This is a genomic window from Lentzea sp. HUAS TT2, assembly GCF_051853195.1.
Taxonomy (GTDB): Bacteria; Actinomycetota; Actinomycetes; order Mycobacteriales; family Pseudonocardiaceae; genus Lentzea.
The window spans coordinates 5,347,356-5,360,995 of record NZ_CP196667.1 but is presented as its reverse complement, the minus strand read 5'-3'; the positions used below and the strand labels follow the sequence as shown (position 1 = coordinate 5,360,995).

Below are 13,640 nucleotides of genomic sequence, written 5' to 3'. Positions count from 1 at the left end.
ATCAACGCCACCACGTGACCTAGCGCAGCGCCGCACCCACCCCGGTGATCCACGCCTTGCGGCGCAACGAGACCGGCCCACGCCACCAGCCGAGCACCACCAGGACGAGGGCGGCGGCGAGACCGCCACCCGCCGCGGCCTGCCACCGCCAGGTCCCGGTGCTCATCCGGACTTGACCGGCACCTGGCTGCTCCACCCCGTCGTCCACGGGACGCCCTTGCGTTGCGCGGCGAGGCCGAGCAGGCCCTCGACCTGACCGGCCTGCACCACCACGGCCACCAGCGCGGGATCGGCCCCGGCGCTCACCGCCGGTGTGTAGCTCTGCTCGCAGCTCCAGGTCGAGCTCCCGATGTCCAGCGCCGCACAAGCACCCTGCGGGAAGTACCGATCGCCGACCTGGACGAAGGCGAAGACCTGCTGCGTTCTCACGTCCGCCGCCACTTGCACCGTGCCGGACTTCAGCTGGGAAACCGGCGGATCCGTGGTCGTCGTCGGGGCCGCTGTGCTCGGCACCGGAGTCGCCGGTGCCGCGACGGTCTCGGGCTGCCCGAGGAGGTACCCGCCGATGAGACCCGCCACCAGCAACAGGAACGCGGCCACGGCGACCAGGGCGAAGCGCTGGCGACGCTTCCCCACCCAGGACAGCACGCCCTTGACCCGGTTCCTCGGACCCGGTTTGAGCGGCCCGCCGAGGTGCAGCTCTCGTTCCAGCACACGTTCGTAGACCGTGGGTCTCTTGTGTTTGGCTGCGGCTCTGCCGAGCATCAGCGCGAGCTGGTCCGAACGACAGTTCTCGACGAGCCGTGCGGCGTGTGCCAGCGCCTCGTCAGGCCCCTTCAGATCCTGGCAATCGGGGCCGTAGAGCACTTCCAGGAGCCTCGTCAGCATCTCGAACCTGGTGTTGATCTCCACGAACTCGACGGCCCTGTTCACCTCGTCGACGTTCATCACCGAGCGCAGCGGACCGCGATCCTTGTCCGCCGCAAGCGTGCGGAGCGCGGTCAGGAACGCGTCGGCGGTCTGGGCACCGAGCAACGGCCCGGACAGCGCATCGGCGGTGTTCGACGCGGTCCGCATCGGGGAGGGCGTGCTCACCGCGACAGCGCTCGGCTGAAGCCGCACACCCCCGGACGGGACGTCCACCGGCGCGGGGTGCACGCGGTTGACGGGCTGGCGCGGTGGCGACGCCTGCTGCTGCGCACCGTGGAACAGGCCGGCGACGAGCTGCCGGGCGATGTCGGTGAACTGGCTGTTGGTCGCCACAAGCTCATCAAGACGGACCACCGTGCGGTTGTGCTGCTCCCCGTCGCTGGGCATGGCGGGCAGGAACACCACCTCCGGCAGGTTGTCGATGCCTGCCCCGTGTCGTTCCTGGTAGGTCGAGAAGGTCCACCGCCGCCCCTGGTTGAAGGTCTGCTCAAGATGACGCTTCGCCGCCCGGTGCAACGCCCAGGCCATCGGCACCCTGTAGTGGTCGGGACAACCGACGATGCTCAGCGGACGGCCTGGGTACTCGAGAAGTCTCACGAGCGCTTCCACGAGCTGCATCTCCAGCGGCCTGGCCCTGGTGAGGAGCTCGTCCTCCGAGCCGGCGACGCTCGCCAGGTAGGGCGCCGCCGTGGTGCCCATGCCACCGTGGGGAGCGGTGCTCTTCCACCCATCCCAGTGCTCCAGCCTGAGCGCGAGCGAGGCACCGAGCGCCGTCTGTGAACCGATCAGCACGTGCGTGTTCTCGCGGCCCTCCGTGTAGCCCTGGCGCACGCGGCGCAGGACAGCGGCGGACCCGTCGGAGAACTCCAGGTACGACAGGGCCGACTGGGGTGTGGGGAAACCGGGGACCGGCTGCAGCCGGACGTGGTCCTGCAGTCTCGCGCGCCACATCTCCGCCAGCTCGGGGCTGAGCGAACAGGAGATGATGGTGTGCTCGCCCGCGGTCAGGGACCAGCCGAAGAAGGCCTCGTCGATGACCTCACCGGGCCCGTGATCCTTCATGGCATGCCCACTTTCTCGGCCTCGTGGCCGGAGATCGCCCCGGTCATCGCGAGGATCGACACCAGGGGTTCGAGCACCCTGGACGGACGGAACCCGCGCGGGAAGTGCCAGCGGGTCGGGCCATCGGTCTCCACCGGCACCGCGTCCCCTCCGCTGGCAGAGGTGAAATGCAGGGTGCAGCGCGGAAAAGCCTCGAACGGGCGCAGCGACGCCCCTGCGCCTGCGTGGTGCAGGTACGCGTAGACGTCCCTGCTCTCGGCACGGATGCGGGCCGCGTTCACCGTGTGCTCGTCCCCGCCGTGCAGCCACCGCTCGGCCGGGGGCACGAACCTCAGCCTGTCCGACTTCGTCACCACGATCGCCGCGGGGATCCGGCGGTCGCGCAGTCGTTCGATCGCCAGCTCGAACGACCTGTTCTCACTGGCCGTCGACGACTGCCCGGTCTCCAGCGGGTCCTCCGACGCGTGCACGAAGATCACCGCGTCCACCCCGAGCAGGAACCTGGTGGAGCGGTTGCGGGCGTCGGGGTTCACGAGGTCCTCACCCGCGACGTCGAAGAAGACCAGCGGGCGATCGCCGGTCGGTGCGCGCAGCAGCAGGATGTCGGCGGCCTCGGTCATACCGGTGCCCGTGCCCGGCAGCGCACCGCCCTGTTCCAACGGCGTGATGAACTGCTCGCGAAAGCGTCGGTGCCTGAGGAAGTCCAGGGCTGACACGGTGATCCCGTGCGAGGCCAGGCCGTTGATGTGCATCTGCCTGACCATCGAGGTCAGCAGGTGGGTCTTGCCGGAGGAGGGCGCGCCGACCAGTCCGATCACCAGTGGTTCGCCGTAGTCGCCGTAGCTCGCGGGGATGAAGTGTTCGACCATGTCGCCGGACGGGTTGGGGCACTTCCGGTACCCGCCCCGTCTCAGGTCGGCCTGCTTGACCGAGGACACCGTCGAGACGTCGAACGCCTCGTAGCGACCAGCCGCCTGGTTGTACAGCCACACCATCGGCTCGTCCGGCCACTCGAACTCGTCGGCGCAGACGGGGCAGCGCACCTGCCGGTGGGACGTCGTCATACCAGCACCGCCGTCGCGACGATCGTCATCGACACCAGCAGCATCGACGACAGGAACGGGAAGATCCTCCTGGTGCGCTTGCGCGGCGCGGCGTCCTTTGTGGACGGTGCAGGCACGCTCTTGCGGCGGGCGACGTTCTCGAAGAGCTCGCGGCCCTGGGTGAACCGCGCGTCTGGGTCGACGAACGCCGGCAGGTGGTTGTCGCCGTGCAGCCGGACGAGCAGCTCCGCCGCGGACGGCCGGTGTTCCACGGTGTTGCCGAAGACCGGGTCCAGCAGTCCCCGCAGCCGGTCGGGGTCGTTGCGCCGGTCCGGTTGCACGTCGGCGGACGGCCCGAGGTGCAACCGGCGGATGAGCACGGCCGCCGCCCACAGGTCGTCACGGGCGTCCACGAGTCCGGTGGCCGCCGCCTGTTCCGGCGACCGGCCCGCTGCCGTGCCGAGCCGCCGCGGTTCGCCGACGCGTTCGGCGGACTCGAAGTCGATCAGCTGCAGCTGGCCGTTGTTCCACCGCAACGTGTCTGCGCCCACCGCGCCGTGCACCACGCCGGCCTCGCTCGTCAGCCGCAGCGTGCGGACCAGGGCGCGCTCGAACTGCTTGCGTTCGGTGTCCTGGAACCGGCTCACCGGACCGGACACCGGCACCCCGGTGTACTCGCGCAGCAACGCGAAGGGCTCCTCCGCGTCGATGTTGTACGCGACGAGCTGGGCGAGCTCCGGCGGGTACCTGTCCGGATAGCTCTGCCCGAGACGCGCGCCCGCGCGGATCTCGTTCTCCAGCAGGTCGTAGAGCCGCGGGTTGCGGGCTCCCGCCGCGCGCGAGACGTACTTGCACACGAACTGCCGCCCGTTCACCCGCACGAGCCGCTGTTCGAGCACCGCGCCGGGCGTGACGAACTCGTTGGAGCCCTCGATCTCGATCTCCTTGAGCACCCCGGACACGTACCGGCAGCGCACCACCTCGATCTGTTGCCCGGTCATCGGCCACCACCCGCCACCTGGCGCACCGACTCCGGTCGCAACGGCAGCAGCCGCAACGCGCCCACGAACTCGCCACCCTCTCCCCAGGTGATCCCGGGATCCGCTGTCAGTCCTCTGTGGACGCCCTCCTGCTCCAGCATCCTGCGCAGCCGCACCGGCCCGAACCGGACCAGGCCGGGAGCGGCGGACGTGCTGAGGTACCCGAGCTGGCCACCCCGGCACAGCTGGGTCATGTCCCCGCTCGCCTGCGTGCGCAACGCCACCAGCGCGGCGGGCGACTCGGACCACACCCTCGCCATCAACGCGTCGCGCGTGGCCTCGTCACCGCCGAAGCGGCTCGCCGACAACAGGCCGTTGCGCCGCACGTCCCCGCCGTACTCGCCCAGCAACCGGTCCAGCCGCTGGGCGTACACGCCTTCCGCCGTGCGCATGGACGTCGCGGCGGCAGGCCACGCGGGCTCCAGCGCGCCGCGGCACACGTCGGCCAGGTCGCCGCGGACCACGGCGTAGAGCTCCTGCGGCACCGGGCGCATCATCGGCGCCAGGCCGTTCGTCGAGGACTTTCCCAGCGGCAGGATGAACAGCCGGTTGCCCGCCTCGTCGAGCGAGGCCGAGATCTCCTCCAGCCCGGCGGCGACCTCCGAGGCGACGGCCGCGATCGCCTGTCTGCGGTGCAGCGGCTGCCACTCGCGCACGACCACGTCCTCGGCGATCCGCGTCAGGTCCACGACCGCGTTCTCCATGTCGGCCAGCCGCAGCTCGCCGCGCCAGTCCCGCACGGCCGACCGCCAGCCGAGCACGATCGTCACCCCGCAGAACACGACCAGGAGCGTGGTCAGCACGGCGACGGTCACCGGCGACAGGCCGATCAGCTCCGCGATGACCAGGTCGCTGACGAACGAGCCTCCCGGGATCTGGCCGGCGACGAACCAGCCCGCGACGGCAGCGGCCACCACCCCCAGCAGCCCGCTCAGCCCGTACGACAGCAGGGCGGGCACCAGCGCGGCACCGCCACCGTGTTCGGCGTCCTTGCCCGGCCGCCGCGCGAGCAGCAACCAGCCGGAGCCGAACCAGGCCGCGGCGAGCAGCGCGCCCGCTCCCCAGCCCGGCCAGCCCGGCCCGAGCACGAGGGTGAGCACGCCGCAGCTCAGGAAGATCAGCGGCAGGGTCAGCAAGGTGAGCGGCCACTGGCGAAAGCCCGGCATGACGAGCTCCAGCGGGCCGCGCGCGGCCACCTCGTCCAGGTCGGTCGTGCAGCCCTGCGGCCCGCTGTTCGCGGCCACCAGCCTCAGTTCGTGCGCCAGCACCGGCAGCGGGACCTGGTCGTGCAGCCGGGCGTCGACGGCCTGCCGCAGGTCCTCGGAGATCTCGCCGCGGTCGGCCTCCCTGGGGTGCTGCACGCCGAGCTCCACCACGTCCTCAATGGACGGACGGCCCGCCTGGACGTGGCCGTCGACGCGGCGCAGCAGCTCGGCCACCGCCAGGCGGTAGTTCTCGACCGCCTGGCCGGCCCAGACCACCTGGGTGCCCAGCCGCTCGGTGGGCCGTGACGAGCCGAACAACGCCTTGGGGGTCCTCAGGACCCGTGCCAGCCCTGCGACGTGTCCCAGGCGGCGCAACGCTTCCGTCCTCGCCGCGGCGACGGGCCCCGTGAGCACCGCGCCGTCACGGCCCTGCACGACGGCGGCCTGCCGGATCGCCCCACCGAGGTCGTGCGACGGCAGGTGTTCCATCGTGCACAGCGACCGCACGGCCGCCGCACGGGCCTCCGCGAGTTCCACGGCGTTGGTGGCGCTCGACACCATCCGGAAACCCGGATTCGCCGCAACGCCGGGGAGTTCCTCGGCCGCGGCGACGACCTGGTCGAAGAGCGCGGGCACCTGGAGGGCGGCGATCAGGCCGTCGAGTCCCTCCCCCTGCTGCTCAGCCGGACGCGGCGGCGCGCTCTCCGGCGCCCAGTCCACGCCCTCGGGGTCACCGACCCACAGCACCGTGGCGTGCCGCAACGCGGGCGGCACGGCGAGCACCACCCCGTCGAGCGGGTTGTCCGTGCCCGACTCGCCGATGGCGATGCACACGACGGCGGTCACCATGTTCCCGCCGAGCAGGGACAGGTAGGTCTCGCTGTGCTCGACGAGCGAGGTGGCGTGGTCGAGCACCACCACGCCGCCCGCCGGTTCGACCGGCACAGCACCGGCCGTGCCGCCCCGCAGATCGACGAGTACGACCTTGGACGTGTTCATACCGCGGTCTCACCGCCCAGTCCGTGAGCGGCGCGCACCTGGTCGCGCAGGTCGATCAGGTTCTTGTTCCTGGCGTTTCCGAGCGGCTGGCGCAGTGCCGCCGGCAGCGTCTGGCGCCAGAACTCCCGGAAGACGGCGAGCTGCGGTTCCTTGCTGAGCACCCGGTGCTGCTCCGCCTCGGAGATCTTGAGCAGCTCCTGGTCCACGAGGTCGGCGATGGCGGTGAACTCCGGCGCGGGCGGGAACGGCGCGCGGTCGGCCTGCGCGGGGATCGCCGACATGAGCCTGGACGCGAGACTGCGCCTGCTCGGGTTGTCGTCGGTGAGCACCCAGCGCTCGTAGGCCTGCAACACGCTGGCCCACGAGGACAACGAGCCGAGCGGGGACAGTTCGAGCTTCATCGACACGGCCTCGCGGCTGCCGATCTCGACGGTGATGTGGTCGGGGCTGGTGAGCTTGCCCGCGACGACGACCTTGCCGTCCCACGCCGCGCACAGCAGCCGGTGCAGCACCTGCCGGCGGTCCTGCTCGCCCATGAGCAGGTAGTGGCTGTCCTGGCTCAGCCTGCGCCGCCACTCGAGCAGGTCCAGCGGCAGCGGCCGGTGCTGCGCCTCGGACCAGAGCTTGATCACCCTGCGCAGCTCGGGCACCTCGGTGACGCCCATCGAGCTGCGGTTGAGCACGACGACCATCGCGTCGGCCTGGACCGCGCGGAACTCCGGCTCCCCCACCATGTCCATGGGCAGGGAGACCTCGCGGCGCAGGAACCGCTGGATGTCGTCGTTCTCCTGGGCCGCGGGGTAGGTGAACAACACCTTGAGCGGCGCGTGCCCGTCCGGTGCGAAACCACCGGGCACCAGTTCCGCGAGCTTCTGCCGGAACCTGTTCAGGTCGGCCTCGGTGACGCTGTTGTCCCGCCGCTGCACGGCGTTCGCGAGGAGGTCCTCCATCCGCGGCACCAGCGCGGGACGGCTGCGGTCGCCGGGACGCACGCGTTCGGCGACGGCCTCCTTGATCCGCTGGCGGACGCAGGCGACCGCGGCCTCCGGGTCCTGGCGTCCCTTCGTGAACGCCTCCGCCCAGCCGTCCTGGCCCAGCAGCAGGTTGAGCACGTGACCCTCGTGCGGGTGCGGACCCAGGTGCTGCGACAGGTCCTGCTTGAGCCGGTCCAGCACCGACTGGTAGAAGCCCTCCAGCCCGTGGTCCTCCGGCGGCAGCAGGTAGGTCACGCCGACCCGTGCCTTGTAGAGGTCCTTGGACCGCAGGTCGAACTGCGTCGGGTCGTTGCGCGCGTGGCTCAGGAACGCCTCGTGGACGGCGCGGAACTGTTCCGTGAACGCCTGCCACGGCCTGCTCCACAACCGGTGGCTGTCGTTCCACGACGCGTTCCACAGCCGCCGCGTCTGCCAGGCGTACCAGGCGTCCTGCTGCCGGGCCACCTCCTGCGCCGGCGCGTCGGCGATCCTCAGTCGCTGCATGAACTTCTTCTGCAGATTCTTCGGCATCGGCGGAGCGGCGGCGTTCATGCCGTTCGGCGGCGCGGGCGGCGTGCGCCAGGCCTCCAGCAGCGACCGGAACCCGCCCTTGTCCAACGGGTCCGTGAGGTCGCGGTGCCCGAACACGGCGCGCCACAACCGGAACAGGTCGAGGTCGCGCAGCAGCACGGTGGCGGCCGACGCGGGGTCGAAGTCCTGCGCCAGCGCCGCGACCGGCCCCGCCAGCGACTCCAGGCCGCGTTCGACGTTGGCGCCCATGGCGTTGGCACGGTCGGTCAGCGCCGCGAGCACGGGCCCGTAGCCGACCGGGTTGCCCATCGGCGGGATCCTGGCCGGCGACGCCTCCAGCAGCCGGTCCAGGCCCGCCGCCGTGATGAACTGCCGGATGTGCTGCCTGTTCGTCTCCGCGGCACCCGGCGGGACGAGCAGCTCGTTGACCGCGTTGGCGAGCAGGTGCGAGCTGACCACGTCCGTCAGTTCCAGCAACGGGGTGGTCAGCGCGGCCACGGCGCTCGTCGTCACGCCGCGCCGGCCGACACCGGTGTCCGCGGTGGCGTGCCGTTCGACCTTGCTGTTGATGAAACCGTCCGCAAAGGACTGGTAGGGCCGGTTCGCACCCTCCTCGTCCTCGTCCTGGTCCGACGGGCCCGCGCCGATCAGCGAGGTCATCAGCGACACCATCGACCGGTTCAGGTCGTCCCTGCGCACACCGCCGACCGGGCGTCCGAAGAGGAACGCCGTCTGCACCGTGTTGGGCAGCAGCTGCACCTGTTCGAGCTGCGGGTACCGGACGGAGACCGCGCCGTGCGTGCCCTTGGCGTCCAGCTCGTCCGGCGACCCCTGCGCGTTCTGGTCGTCGATCAACCGGAACAGGTCGACCAGCGCGGAACCCGCGTTGAGGTCCGCCGGGCGCCCACCGCCCTGCCCGTCGTCGAACGCCGACGGCATCAGCACGAGCGGGTAGATCTCGGCGACCTTGCCGCCGCGCCGCATCATCTCGCCGATGAGGTGCAGGTAGTCGTAGTAGATGCCGCTGCCGGTGCCGCCGGCCACGGAGAACACCACGAACACGATCACCGTGTCGACGCGCTGGGTCCGCTTGCCGCTGACCACGTAGAGATCGCCGGCGGACTCGTTGATGTCGGAGAGCGCGTTCTTGATGCCCTGCACCGCGGTGTCGGGGTTGCGCCTGATCGTCTCGAACAACACCCCGCGGCCGACCGTCGGCAGCTGGCCGGCGCCGCGCACCAGCGGCCCGACCTTCGGGTCGCTGCTCTTGGACGGCAGCCAGTGGATCGTGTCCTCGTCGGTGTTGATCCGCAGGCTCTGCGCCACGTCGGCGGAGTTGCCCAGGCCCGCGGGCACCAGGTCGGTGATCTGGTGCATCGTCTTCTGCGCCGCCTGCTCGTGCTCACGGCCGGGCACGACCTCGCGGCGCACCCGCTGCAGCTCGTTCTTGCTCAGGTCGGCGTAGACGAACTGCAGGCACGAAGGCAGCTGGTACGGCAGGAAGTTCGAGTCCTGCATGGTCGTCAGCAGCCGGGTGCCGTCCGGGCCGCAGAGCTCCTCGCGCAGGCGCTTCTCCAGCTCCGCGCCGACCTTGCACCCGGTCCCGCCGAGCCCGACGAACATCATCGGTTGATAGATCCTCATGACGGCTTCTTCCTCACGTGTCTTGGAAGGGATCGGGTTCCGGTCAGAACGGGTTGTTCGGATCGAAGTAGGGAGCGGCGGGCGTGTCGCCGCGCCGGGGTGGCGGCGAACCGCCGGGCGGGCCGCCGAAGGGATCCGGCGCCGCGTGCCTGCCGTTCGACGCCGGCGAGGCGCCGAACGGGTCCTGGGGACCCGCGAACGGGTCGTAGGAGCCGTTGAAGGAGCTGGTCTGCTCCGAGGAGCCAGGCCCGGCGGATCCCGCGTTGAAGTCCGTTGTGGACGTTCCAAAGATGTTCTCGGGCGGTCCGGAGACCACGGGACCGGCGGTGGCCCGCTCGTCGGCGATGGCGATCGAGAGGCCCTTGCCGATGTCCTTGCGTTCGCCCATCGCGAGTTTCACCGTCTGCTGTCCCGGCGCGGTGAAGCTGACGCCACCCGGGATCCGGCGGACCTCGTACACGTTCATCTCACCCGGACCCGCCTGCTGCAGCTGCAGTCCGGTGAACTCATCGACGAGGACGAAGTGAAACACCTTGGCGCGCGGGTCGCGCGGGGGCAGCCCCTCCTTGGCGAACCCGCCCTGCCACAGCTCCGCGGTCAGTCCGCGCACCCGCTTCGCGTCGACGCGGGCGCGCCACCTCAGGCCCAGCCACACGAGAACTCCCAGCAGCAGCAACAAGAGCGGGAGCCACAGCCACCAGTACTTCTCGAACACACCCGGTTCCGGGGCCACCTCCGTCGAGAACAGCCGCTCCGCGACGACGGTGGACGGATCGGCCTCGTCCACGAGGCGCAGCATCGCACCGCTGCCGCCGAGGGCGCTGTTCTGGCCGAACCGCAGGGTGAACCCGGCGGTGGAGGTGCCGGTGCCTGCCTGCACGGACGCCGGTTCCACGGTCAGCTCGGTGCCGGGTGAGAGGTCGTCGAGCCGCAGGCGCAGGCGGGCGGCCTGGCCCGAGTTGTTGGTGACCGAGACGGTGCCGGAGACCGTGCCGCCCGGTGTCACGGTGGAACGGTTGCTGTCGAACAGGATCTGCGCCTGCACCGCGGCGGTTCCCTTGCGCACCTTGGTCGGGAACACCCTCGTGTCACCGCCGACGCCGATGCCGGTGACCTGCCCTGTGTAGGTGAGGTCACCCGTCGCGCCGTCCGGGACCTTGAGCGGGCCGGAGAACGTGCCGTCGCCGTCGGGGTCGGTGAGGGTGACCTGCTGGGCGGCGAAGCCGGAGCTGCCGGTCAGCGTGGTGACGAAGGTGAGGCCCCGCAACAGGGCCGCGTCGGCGATCGCCTTGCCGCGCGCCCACACCTGCATGGAGACCTCGACCGTCTCGCCCGCGGCCGGCTGAGGAGGGCTCGCGGACAGCACGGCCTTGACGGCGGCCTGGTACATGACGGTCGCGGCCACGTCCGGCGCGGCCACCTCCGCCGAGGACAGCGTGATGGTCCACTTCCCCGGTTCCGGATCCGTGATGAGCACGGACTCCGTCTCCGTCGTCTGCCCGGCGAACTCGAACTTCGACCCACCCGCGCGCGGGGCCGGCTCGCTCGCGTTCGGCGCCTTGTACTCGACCTGCACCCGCGGGTCGCGCTTGTACACGACGATCGACGCATCGCTTGCCACAGCGGGGATGTCGACGGTGAGCTCCAGGGAACCGCCCTTCGGCACGTCGCCCCGCTTCGGCGGCGGGATCACGACGCAGCTCGCCGCGCTGAACGCCTCGAAGACCGCCGCGAGCAGTTCCGCGGAGGGAACGACCTTCTCGCGCGGGTTGGGGGCGGACGGCGTGCAGCTCTTGCCCCTGGCGAAGCCGCGCAGCGCCTCGACGTCCACGGCACCGAAGCCGAGCGGCCACACCTGGGCGCCGGCCTTGTCCAGTTCCGCCAACGCCTCCTGCGCTCTCGCGGCACCAACTGCGTTGCGGCGCGACGGCTCGCCGTACTGCCCGCTGCCGGACACGTCGAGCTTGCCGTCGGTCAGCAGGAACACGATCTTCTTCTCCGGCCCGCCGCCCTTCACGTAGGACAGTGCCTGTTGCAACGCGGCCGCGTGGTCGGTGCCGGACCCCTCGCCGTCGGCACGCTTGCGCAGGCCGCCGATGCACGTCGCCAGCTGGTCGCGCTGCTGCGCCGAGTCGAGCTTCGTGGGCGGGCACACCACGTCGACGGCGGACTGCCCCTCCTTGTCCGCGCTGCCGAAGCCGGCCACCGAGACGATCGAGCCGGGCGCGAGCACGCTGAACGCGATGGTCCTGGCGGCCTCCTGCTCGCGCACGAGGTCCTCCTGCGCGATGCTCCCCGACTCGTCGACGAGCACGACCACCTGCAGCGCGGGCAACGTCGGCGGCTGTTCCTGAGCGGTGGCCCGCACCCCGGTGAGAACGGGGAGCAACGCCACCAGACTCAACGCCGCCAGCGTTGTCCGCCGACACCTCGCACTACCGCGATATTCCACGCGACTGAGCCGTTTCACGCTCCCGCTCCTTACCACATCAACCCGCTTCGCAGACCCCAGGTATCGTCGAGATCGCCATTTCAACACCCCGCGTTACCCCGCCATCGGCATTTTTTATTTCAGGACGGAAACGCCGCGATCAGCCACCTGGAAAGTTGACAAAAAGCGGCCAGACAGGCGACCGGATAGGGACGACATAAGCCGTGCGACAAACCCCATCAGGCGTCTGACCTGCAACAAGCACGTCTCCCGGTACGTCCTCCAGGTAGTCGGGGGGTCACCGAATAGCGCCACAGGCGCAGCTGTGCCCGGCCGACGTCGATCCTTGCGCGTCCTTATTCGCCACGCCCTGCGCTCGCGTTACCGGCACTCTTCGCTCTAACTCGAACGGAGCAGCACGGCCACCAGGAATCGCCTGGTCAACGAATTCTGGACACAAGAAAAAGCCCGCCACCCAGCCACGGCGATGCCGCCGCCGATGCCGGCAGCGATCTGTTCCAAGAGGACTCGCGTCTTGTTTCCCGCTCGCCGCCTGCAGTTGACAGGGATGGTTTGCGATGCAAACCTGACTGCATCACAGGCAACTTGGGGGACGAGATGACGAGTGATCCGGGCGAACTGCTCGACGAACTGGCCGGCCTGCGCAAACGAGCCCGAGACGACCGGCACGGGTACTGGTTCCCGTTGCTGCTCATGGGAGTTCTGTCGCTGCTGTCGCTCCCGCTCTCGCAGGCGGACCCGAACCCGACCGAGCACCTCGTCGACGGCGGCCCCGGCCCGTGGATCAGCCCGCTGAACCACCTCAGCCTGAAAACCGAGGTCGTGCACACGCTTCCACTGGAGCTGTACTGGCTCGCGGCGCTGCTCGTGACCGTGCTCGCGACCGCCTGGTGGTACCGGTGGCGTGCCCGGCGCGTCGGCGTGGAGACCCCGACCGGCGCCTACGTCCAGGTCGCGTTGCTCGGCCTGGTCGCCGTGCTGTTCGGGATTCCGTTGAGCACCAGCGTGTTCTTCGAGTACGCCTTGTTCTACCCGACGCCTCTCGTCGTCGCCGTCGTCATGGCGGTGCTCCTGGGACTGGCCTTGCTCGCGTTCCGCGCCAAGAAGCTGAGGCCGCTGTTCATCCCGGCCGGCCTGCTGCTGGCGTCGGTCGCCCTGTCACTGCTCCAACTTCCCGACGTGGGCGTCGACCTCGGGATGGGCGGCGGGGCCCAGTTCATGGCGATCGCGATCGGCCTGCTGACGCTGGCGTGGATCGAACGCAGCGTGCTGTGCACGGTGATCGCGGTCGTGTTCACGGCCGGCGCGCTGATCGTCAACAATCTCTCCATGGAGAACGACGCCCTGGGCGGCGCCACGGGAGTCCTGGCGCTCGCGACCGTGCTGGTGATCGGCGGACTCGGCGCACTTGCCGCCAGCAGGACTTCGTCGTGACCGAACACCCGACAGCGGCGCTGGACGACGTGGTCCACCAGCGGCACCGGCTGGGGATCCTGACCATCGCGGCCGAGGTGAAGCGGGTGGAGTTCGCCTACCTGAAGTCCACCCTGAGCCTCACCGCCGGCAACCTCTCCCGCCACATCGCGGTGCTGGAGGAGGCCGGCCTGCTGGTGATCGAGAAGGGCTACGAGGGCAAACGTCCCAAGACCTGGGTCAGCGTCACGGCCGCCGGACGCAAGGCGCTCGCCGCCGAGATGGCCGCGTTGCGCGCGTTGCTGGACCGCCACGGCAAGGCATGACCTACCGGTCCAGCGCGACCT

General features: G+C 70.4%; 9 protein-coding genes. 2 read left to right on the top strand and 7 right to left on the bottom strand.

What is annotated here, in order from left to right; translation table 11 throughout:
* Nucleotides 1-19 precede the first annotated feature (19 nt).
* Genes ACSHWB_RS26765 through ACSHWB_RS26735 form a run of 7 tightly spaced genes read right to left on the bottom strand, consistent with a single transcriptional unit; the run spans nucleotide 20 to nucleotide 11,898 of the window.
* On the bottom strand, nucleotides 20-166 hold the full coding sequence (locus tag ACSHWB_RS26765; RefSeq protein ID WP_439656034.1) for a hypothetical protein: 147 nt from the start codon (nucleotides 164-166) through the stop codon (nucleotides 20-22).
* On the bottom strand, nucleotides 163-1,992 hold the full coding sequence (locus ACSHWB_RS26760) for a hypothetical protein (protein ID WP_439656033.1): 1,830 nt from the start codon (nucleotides 1,990-1,992) through the stop codon (nucleotides 163-165). Before ACSHWB_RS26760 ends, ACSHWB_RS26765 begins: the two co-directional genes overlap by 4 nt.
* The gene (locus ACSHWB_RS26755; RefSeq protein ID WP_439656032.1) at nucleotides 1,989-3,056 is read right to left on the bottom strand and encodes a TRAFAC clade GTPase domain-containing protein; all 1,068 of its coding nucleotides are present in this window, start codon (nucleotides 3,054-3,056) and stop codon (nucleotides 1,989-1,991) included. Before ACSHWB_RS26755 ends, ACSHWB_RS26760 begins: the two co-directional genes overlap by 4 nt.
* Nucleotides 3,053-4,036 (bottom strand): hypothetical protein, encoded by a 984-nt coding sequence (locus tag ACSHWB_RS26750; protein WP_439656031.1) that lies wholly within the window; start codon nucleotides 4,034-4,036, stop codon nucleotides 3,053-3,055. Before ACSHWB_RS26750 ends, ACSHWB_RS26755 begins: the two co-directional genes overlap by 4 nt.
* Entirely contained in the window at nucleotides 4,033-6,279 is a 2,247-nt protein-coding gene (locus tag ACSHWB_RS26745; protein WP_439656030.1) for a hypothetical protein, read from the bottom strand. The genes ACSHWB_RS26750 and ACSHWB_RS26745 overlap by 4 nt, the downstream gene beginning before the upstream one ends.
* Nucleotides 6,276-9,428, bottom strand: a complete 3,153-nt coding sequence (locus ACSHWB_RS26740) for a tubulin-like doman-containing protein (RefSeq protein ID WP_439656029.1) — start codon at nucleotides 9,426-9,428, stop codon at nucleotides 6,276-6,278. The genes ACSHWB_RS26745 and ACSHWB_RS26740 overlap by 4 nt, the downstream gene beginning before the upstream one ends.
* Nucleotides 9,429-9,471: 43 nt before the next feature.
* Nucleotides 9,472-11,898, bottom strand: coding sequence for a vWA domain-containing protein (locus ACSHWB_RS26735; protein ID WP_439656028.1), 2,427 nt, complete (start codon nucleotides 11,896-11,898; stop codon nucleotides 9,472-9,474).
* Between the two features lie 579 nt (nucleotides 11,899-12,477).
* Between ACSHWB_RS26735 and ACSHWB_RS26730 the strand changes: the two genes are divergently transcribed.
* The gene (locus tag ACSHWB_RS26730) at nucleotides 12,478-13,314 is read left to right on the top strand and encodes a hypothetical protein (RefSeq protein ID WP_439656027.1); all 837 of its coding nucleotides are present in this window, start codon (nucleotides 12,478-12,480) and stop codon (nucleotides 13,312-13,314) included.
* Nucleotides 13,311-13,619 (top strand): transcriptional regulator, encoded by a 309-nt coding sequence (locus tag ACSHWB_RS26725; protein ID WP_439656026.1) that lies wholly within the window; start codon nucleotides 13,311-13,313, stop codon nucleotides 13,617-13,619. Before ACSHWB_RS26730 ends, ACSHWB_RS26725 begins: the two co-directional genes overlap by 4 nt.
* Nucleotides 13,620-13,640 lie beyond the last annotated feature (21 nt).

Excerpts from the sequence above, each read along its gene's own strand:
- ACSHWB_RS26765 (WP_439656034.1), bottom strand. The coding sequence starts at position 166 with ATGAGCACCGGGACCTGGCGGTGGCAGGCCGCGGCGGGTGGCGGTCTC.
- ACSHWB_RS26760 (WP_439656033.1), bottom strand. The coding sequence starts at position 1,992 with ATGAAGGATCACGGGCCCGGTGAGGTCATCGACGAGGCCTTCTTCGGC.
- ACSHWB_RS26755 (WP_439656032.1), bottom strand. The coding sequence starts at position 3,056 with ATGACGACGTCCCACCGGCAGGTGCGCTGCCCCGTCTGCGCCGACGAG.
- ACSHWB_RS26750 (WP_439656031.1), bottom strand. The coding sequence starts at position 4,036 with ATGACCGGGCAACAGATCGAGGTGGTGCGCTGCCGGTACGTGTCCGGG.
- ACSHWB_RS26745 (WP_439656030.1), bottom strand. The coding sequence starts at position 6,279 with ATGAACACGTCCAAGGTCGTACTCGTCGATCTGCGGGGCGGCACGGCC.
- ACSHWB_RS26740 (WP_439656029.1), bottom strand. The coding sequence starts at position 9,428 with ATGAGGATCTATCAACCGATGATGTTCGTCGGGCTCGGCGGGACCGGG.
- ACSHWB_RS26730 (WP_439656027.1), top strand. The coding sequence starts at position 12,478 with ATGACGAGTGATCCGGGCGAACTGCTCGACGAACTGGCCGGCCTGCGC.